Below are 6777 nucleotides of genomic sequence, written 5' to 3'. Positions count from 1 at the left end.
TAGAGTACGATGAACCGGTGAGCAACCAAAGAAGGGAGCTCAGAGCCCATTTTACTTTAAAGAGATAAGTACTGAATATAAAAAAAAGGCCTGAATTTAAATTCAGGCCTTTTTTTATTCTGTTCGTCTTTTAAATATTAAAGGCTAATGATAAGACTACATCAGTGAAACGAGATTGAATATTTGCTTCACTAGTTAATCCAACATTATATAATTGATAGTTAAGATCTCGTTCCGCTTGACTGAATGAAAAATCAGCTGTAACGTTACCAAAATTATAACCTAAACCAAAAGAATATCCTGTAAGATCACCGAAAAAGGTATTATCAGCGTATGGACTTTCTTCAAATCGATAGCCACCTCTAAAACTAAATTGTTTGTGTCTGTATTCTCCACCAAATCTATAAGATACAGCATTTTGTAGCCTATTAGTAATGTCATTATTAAGATCTGAGAAGAATACATCAGATGTAGGTCTAAATTCCGCATTAGCATAGTCTTTAACCGAATAATCAAAACTTAATAATCCTTTACGACCAAATACATAAGCCAGACTTCCTGTTAATTTTCCTGGAGTTTGTAATCTATATTCTGGAAAAATATTGATAACATTTGGATTAACAACTTGATTTATACTTGTCCCATTTTCAATTCGGGTTGTGGCTAAATATTGTGAGGTCTCTTCATTGATTCTAAACCAGGTCGGTGAATTATAGGATAATCCAACACGGAATTCTTCAGTTAATTTTGCAATACCACCAAGTTGAAAGGAAAAACCACTACCAGTAGTAAGAAGATTGTTTTCAAAATCAACACGTCTTATTGAAGAGGTTGCATTATCATTCGTTTCACGAAGAAATGTGCTTCTTTCGTAATTAATAAAGTGAGCATTAAGATTTACTCCAAAGTATAATCGATCTTCATAGCTTGATGCTAAATTGAAAGCTAATTTTCCGTTATATCCTCGGCTAGCAAACGCATAATCTTGTTGAAAATTTGTTCCAGCAAAATTTCTGGTATATGCTGTATTATCGTCTGTATCCATAACAGGATCAAAAATGAAGCCTTCAAAACCTAAAAATGCTTGTTGGTTTCCGAAACCAAAAAATCTACCAATTTCATTATAGGCCTCAGATATAGTTTCGCCAGGTAAGGCAGAAATTTCATCTAACCTTTGGCCATCTGCATAGGCATAAAAATATTCACCTATACTAGTAGTTGGGTTAACACCACTGGCCAGCCAATCTCTGTCATAATCAGCTGAACGGTCATAAGCCATACTAAATGTGAATTTGTTCCAAGGTGAATTAGGATTCGTATTTATAAAAACAAAGGTTGCTCCTAATTGATTTAGATCAAAATTATTATTTGAAGCGCTATTGGTAGTGTTGAAATAGGTAACATCACTATTTTCATCGAAATAGCCTAATGTTAGGGATGCATGACTATTATTAAAAATAGCAGATCCTGCAGGATTGATGTTTACAGCAGACATATCACCTCCAAGGGCTCCAAATGCACCGCTCATGGCTCTAAATCTCGCAGTTCCCTGAATTTCATCCATTGAATATCGAACAGCATCAGTAATATCTTGAGCTAAAATTATGGACGAGCTTATCAAGCCTATGCCCAGCATAAGTAGTTTTTTCATTGTAAATAAAATTTAGTTCGGAATTTTCTTTTTAGTCTTAACCTCTTCCTCTTCCGCCTCGTCCACCTGATGAACGTGATCCACCACCAGAGGATCTCGAACCACCTGAAGAACGCATGCTTCCAGAAGATCGCATACTTCCTGAAGATCTTGAGCGACTGCTTCCTGAAGATCTCACTCCACTCGACCTTGAGCTACGTGATGATCTCATAGTACCAGATGACCTTGTAGATGCTCCAGAAGGAGAACTTGCACGAGTAGAAGTTGAGTTTCTCATCGTTCGACTCGGTCTAGTCACTCTTGTTCCATTGCTCGATCTCATACCAGAACTACGGTTGACAGAACTATTATTTGATCTAACTCTTCTTGTATTGGTTACCGCATTAGATAATCTGCTTGTTGAATAATTACGACGGGATACTGCGGCGTTACTTCGTCCAACACTACTAAGGTTTCTGTTATAAAATGAAGCGCCTCGTCTTCCGTAATTAAGAGCATATCGATTTGGGTTACCATAATAGCCATTATGCCATCCCCAATTACTCCAACCAGGACCCCAGCCCCAATTGTTCCAGCCCCAGCCCCAGCCAAAGCCTGCATTCCAGCCCCAACCAGCATTCCAGCCCCAAGGTCCTCCCCAGGCCCAATTATTCCAGCCCCAGCGCCAAGGTCTACCCCAGCCCCAGTTGTTCCAGCCCCAGCCCCAGCCAGCGCCCCATAACCAAGGATCATTCCAACCCCAGAAGCCATTATCTATAACATTTATGGTAACAGTACTATTATTTTGTCCCCAGCCACCATAAGGTTGTACTTGTTCTAAAGAATCTTGTACTTTTTCGGTATAATCACTAGAATATGAATCCACGTCAGTAAAGATTTCAGATTCAGATTGGTAAGCATCTAATTGTGCTTTATTTTCTGCAAAATAATTTGAGTAGTAGTTTGAATCATCAGTAGAAGTAGTTGCAACTGGTTGTTCAACAAGATTATTATCTTCATTTTCATTTGATGAGTAAATACCATCATTGTCGTAACCTACGTATTGATAAGGACCACACGAGGTTATCACGGCCATAAGACCAAGAGCAACAAAAAATGGCAATTTTTGAATTGTATTGGTTTTAAATTGCATATCTCTTCTATTTTATTGTTGAACATAGCAAAAATAGTTAGTTTTGCGCAACTATTTTTTTATTTAATAATAGCACAATTTCTGTGCCAAAACTTTGAAAATGGGTAAAAATCTTACTAGTAGAGCTGAGGATTATTCAAAATGGTATAATGAACTGGTAGTCAAAGCAGACCTTGCAGAAAATTCTGCCGTTAGAGGCTGTATGGTAATTAAGCCCTATGGTTATGCTATTTGGGAAAAAATGCAAGCAGAATTAGATCGCATGTTTAAAGAGACAGGTCATCAAAATGCTTATTTCCCACTTTTTGTACCCAAAAGTTTGTTTGAGGCTGAAGAGAAGAATGCTGAAGGATTTGCCAAGGAATGCGCTGTTGTAACACATTACAGGTTGCAAAATGATCCTGACAGAGAAGGAAAGCTACGAGTAGACCCTGAAGCAAAATTAGAAGAAGAATTAGTTGTAAGACCTACGAGTGAAGCTATAATATGGAATACCTATAAAGGTTGGATACAATCATATAGAGACTTACCTATTTTAGTTAATCAATGGGCAAACGTTGTACGGTGGGAAATGCGTACCCGTTTATTTTTGAGAACAGCAGAATTTTTATGGCAAGAAGGGCATACTGCACACGCTACTCAAGATGAAGCATGGGAAGAAACTAAGCTTATTAATAATGTCTATGCAACTTTTGTAGAAAATTTTATGGCTATTCCTGTCATTCAAGGTTTAAAAACAGAGAGTGAGCGATTTGCAGGTGCGGATGAAACTATGTGTATTGAAGCCTTAATGCAAGATGGTAAAGCTTTACAAGCAGGTACATCTCATTTTTTAGGTCAGAATTTCGCAAAAGCTTTTGATGTTAAGTTTACCAATAGGGAAGGGAAGCAAGATTATGTTTGGGCAACATCTTGGGGTGTGTCTACTAGGTTAATGGGTGCTCTTATTATGACGCACAGTGATGATAAAGGATTGGTATTACCACCAAATTTAGCACCTTTTCAAGTCGTAATTGTTCCTATCTATAAAAACGATGAGCAATTTGATAAGATTGCAACCTTAGCTGAGAGCATCATTAGTGATCTTAAGGAACGTGGTATCTCTGTTAAATTTGATAATCGCGATACATTAAGACCAGGTGCCAAATTTGCACAACATGAATTACAAGGTGTGCCTTTGAGAATTGCCATTGGGCCAAAAGATCTCGAAGATGAAACTGTAGAGCTTGCAAGAAGAGATAATCTTACCAAGCAGACGGTAATTTTAGATAGACTGAGTGTTGTTGTAGAGGATCTACTAGAAGAAATTCAGGAGAATTTATTTACTAAAGCCTTAGAATATAGAAACTCACATATTACAAAGGTTGAAACTTTTGATCAATTCAAAGATGTTTTAGAAACAAAAGCTGGCTTTATATCTGCACATTGGGATGGTACAGCTGAAACCGAACAAAAGATAAAAGAGCTAACTAAGGCCACAATACGTTGTATTCCTTTAGATGGTGATACTGAGGCTGGTAGTTGTGTTTATAGCGGAAACCCTTCTAAACAGCGTGTTCTTTTTGCTAAGGCGTATTAAAAAAAGTAAAAAAAATATATTAGTTGTTGCAACATTTAAAAATAGTTGTATTTTTGCATCCGCAATGGAAACATTGTAGGTTCATTTAAATAGTTAAATAACCAAATGGCCCGTTCGTCTATCGGCTAGGACGCCAGGTTTTCATCCTGGTAAGAGGGGTTCGATTCCCCTACGGGCTACAACTTTTAATAAGAAAAATAAAATGGCAAATCATAAGTCAGCTTTAAAAAGAATAAGAAGTAACGAAAAAAGACGTGTGCTTAACAGATACCAGCACAAGACTACGCGTAACGCTATAAAGAAGTTACGTGAAATAACTGATGCTAAAGAGGCTCAGAAAATATTACCTTCTGTAATTAGTATGATTGATAAATTAGCTAAGAAAAATGTAATACATGCTAATAAAGCTGGTAACTTAAAAAGTAATTTGACCAAGCACGTCGCTGCTTTATAAGCGATAGCATTAAAATATTTAAGAGCCTTTCCAAGTTGAAAGGCTTTTTTTATTTACAGATATAAATAAAAAAACCTCAAGAATCACTTGAGGTTTTTTTAATGTTTAGTATGAGTTGTTTATCCGTTCATTGAAATAAGGAATTCTTCATTATTTCGAGTTTGTTTAAATCTGTCATTAATGAATTCCATTGCTTCAACCGGATTCATGTCTGCTAAGTATTTACGCATTACCCACATTCTTTGAATGGTATTGTCATCAAGTAATAGGTCATCTCTTCTCGTACTAGAACTGGTAAGATCAATTGCAGGGAAGATACGTCTGTTTGATATTTTTCTATCTAATTGTAGCTCCATATTACCTGTACCCTTAAATTCTTCAAAAATAACTTCATCCATTTTAGATCCGGTTTCAGTCAATGCTGTTGCAATAATTGTTAATGAGCCTCCATTCTCAATATTACGAGCGGCACCAAAGAAACGTTTAGGCTTATGAAGTGCATTTGCATCGACACCACCAGATAATATTTTACCTGAAGCTGGTTGTACTGTATTGTATGCACGTGCTAACCTGGTAATAGAATCTAATAAGATTACTACATCATGACCGCATTCTACCAAACGCTTTGCTTTTTCTAAAACAATATTAGCAATCTTAACATGTTCGTGGGCTTCTTTATCAAAAGTAGAAGCAATAACTTCACCACGTACATTTCGTTGCATATCTGTAACTTCCTCTGGACGTTCATCAATCAACAATATCATTTGATATACTTCTGGATGATTTGCTGCGATAGCATTAGCAACATCTTTTAGAAGCATGGTCTTACCTGTTTTAGGTTGAGAAACAATCATACCACGTTGTCCTTTTCCGATAGGAGAGAATAAATCCATTATTCTTGTAGAGATTGTAGATTGTCTTTCAGCAATATTAAATTTCTCTTGAGGAAAAAGTGGTGTTAAATGTTCAAATGCAACACGGTCTCTTACAACCTGTGGGTTTTGACCATTTATTTTACTCACCTTAATTAAAGGAAAATACTTTTCACCTTCCTTAGGAGGTCTTACATGACCTAATACTGTATCACCAGTCTTAAGACCAAACAGTCTAATTTGAGATTGCGATACATAAATATCATCAGGAGAAGTGAGATAGTTATAATCTGAAGACCTTAAGAAACCATAACCGTCTTGCATAATGTCTAAGACACCTTCACTTTCAATAATGGCATCAAATTCGAAATCTGGTTCTCTGTAACGATTTCTGTTGTCTTTGTTACCATTATTTTTTGAATTGTTGCGGTTTTGATCTTTGGATCTATTTTGTCGATTATCGTGGTTTTGATTATTGGATCTTTTGTTGTCCTCATTTCTGTTGTTGGACTTATCCTCATTTTTCTCACGCCCACTATTATCCTGAGGTTTATTATCCTTAGGATTATTTTGAGATTGATCTTTGTTTTTCTGATCCTTGTTTTTTTGATTGTTGTGACGTGCGTTGTTATTTTCTTGTGGTTGTCTTTGTACTCTGTTACGTTTTTGTCTTTGATTATTTGACTGTTTTTCAGAGTCTGCATTTACGTCAACCTTTGCTTTAACAGCTTCTGGATTTGCTGCTTGATAGTCTAAGATTTGGTAGACTAGGTCTAACTTTTTTAAGCTTCTATACTTAGGAACATTAAGTTGTTTCGCTATGTCCTGTAGTTCAGGAAGCTTCTTAGCTTTTAGCTGGGAAATTTCAAACATTTGTATATGTGATATAATATTATAGTTTCGATATTATTAACTCAAAATTTTCTAAATGAAATAAAAAGAAAAAAAGTGAAATTAATTCGGAAGATTGCATGCTTGCGATGAATTCGCCTGTGCATTGCAATGCAATAATACAATTTTATTTTAAAATAAATTCTATCTTTTTAAAAAATAAACCCCTAATTTTGCAGAGCTTTTTTGAAAAAAAGA

Annotated in this window: 5 protein-coding genes and 1 tRNA gene; 3 read left to right on the top strand and 3 right to left on the bottom strand. The window is 35.9% G+C overall.

Going from position 1 to position 6777, the window contains the following annotated elements; translation table 11 throughout:
* Nucleotides 1-130: 130 nt before the first annotated feature.
* Complete coding sequence (locus tag ACRHOC_RS11905) at nucleotides 131-1651, bottom strand: OmpP1/FadL family transporter (protein WP_431158863.1); 1521 nt, start codon at nucleotides 1649-1651, stop codon at nucleotides 131-133.
* A gap of 37 nt (nucleotides 1652-1688) precedes the next feature.
* Nucleotides 1689-2783, bottom strand: coding sequence for a hypothetical protein (locus ACRHOC_RS11900; protein WP_431158862.1), 1095 nt, complete (start codon nucleotides 2781-2783; stop codon nucleotides 1689-1691).
* A 100-nt stretch (nucleotides 2784-2883) separates the two neighbouring features.
* On the opposite strand from ACRHOC_RS11900, the gene proS reads away from it, so the two are divergent.
* The 3 genes from proS to rpsT all read left to right on the top strand — a co-directional run bounded on the left by proS (nucleotide 2884) and on the right by rpsT (nucleotide 4816).
* Entirely contained in the window at nucleotides 2884-4362 is a 1479-nt protein-coding gene (proS, locus tag ACRHOC_RS11895; RefSeq protein ID WP_431158861.1) for a proline--tRNA ligase, read from the top strand.
* 107 nt (nucleotides 4363-4469) lie between these two features.
* A tRNA-Glu gene (locus ACRHOC_RS11890) sits at nucleotides 4470-4541 on the top strand.
* A gap of 23 nt (nucleotides 4542-4564) precedes the next feature.
* Nucleotides 4565-4816, top strand: a complete 252-nt coding sequence (gene rpsT / locus ACRHOC_RS11885; protein WP_431158860.1) for a 30S ribosomal protein S20 — start codon at nucleotides 4565-4567, stop codon at nucleotides 4814-4816.
* Between the two features lie 119 nt (nucleotides 4817-4935).
* Here the strand turns inward: rpsT and rho are convergent, their stop codons facing one another.
* Nucleotides 4936-6561, bottom strand: a complete 1626-nt coding sequence (rho, locus tag ACRHOC_RS11880; protein ID WP_431158859.1) for a transcription termination factor Rho — start codon at nucleotides 6559-6561, stop codon at nucleotides 4936-4938.
* Nucleotides 6562-6777: the final 216 nt, after the last annotated feature.

The organism is Winogradskyella poriferorum, from assembly GCF_050618035.1.
In the GTDB taxonomy this organism is placed as follows: domain Bacteria; phylum Bacteroidota; class Bacteroidia; order Flavobacteriales; family Flavobacteriaceae; genus Winogradskyella; species Winogradskyella poriferorum_A.
Note: the sequence above shows the minus strand (reverse complement) of the source record. Positions and strands in the feature narration are given on the sequence as shown.

Coding starts and splice junctions, on each gene's coding strand:
- rpsT (WP_431158860.1), top strand. CDS start 4,565: ATGGCAAATCATAAGTCAGCTTTAAAAAGAATAAGAAGTAACGAAAAA.
- proS (WP_431158861.1), top strand. CDS start 2,884: ATGGGTAAAAATCTTACTAGTAGAGCTGAGGATTATTCAAAATGGTAT.
- rho (WP_431158859.1), bottom strand. CDS start 6,561: ATGTTTGAAATTTCCCAGCTAAAAGCTAAGAAGCTTCCTGAACTACAG.
- ACRHOC_RS11905 (WP_431158863.1), bottom strand. CDS start 1,651: ATGAAAAAACTACTTATGCTGGGCATAGGCTTGATAAGCTCGTCCATA.
- ACRHOC_RS11900 (WP_431158862.1), bottom strand. CDS start 2,783: ATGCAATTTAAAACCAATACAATTCAAAAATTGCCATTTTTTGTTGCT.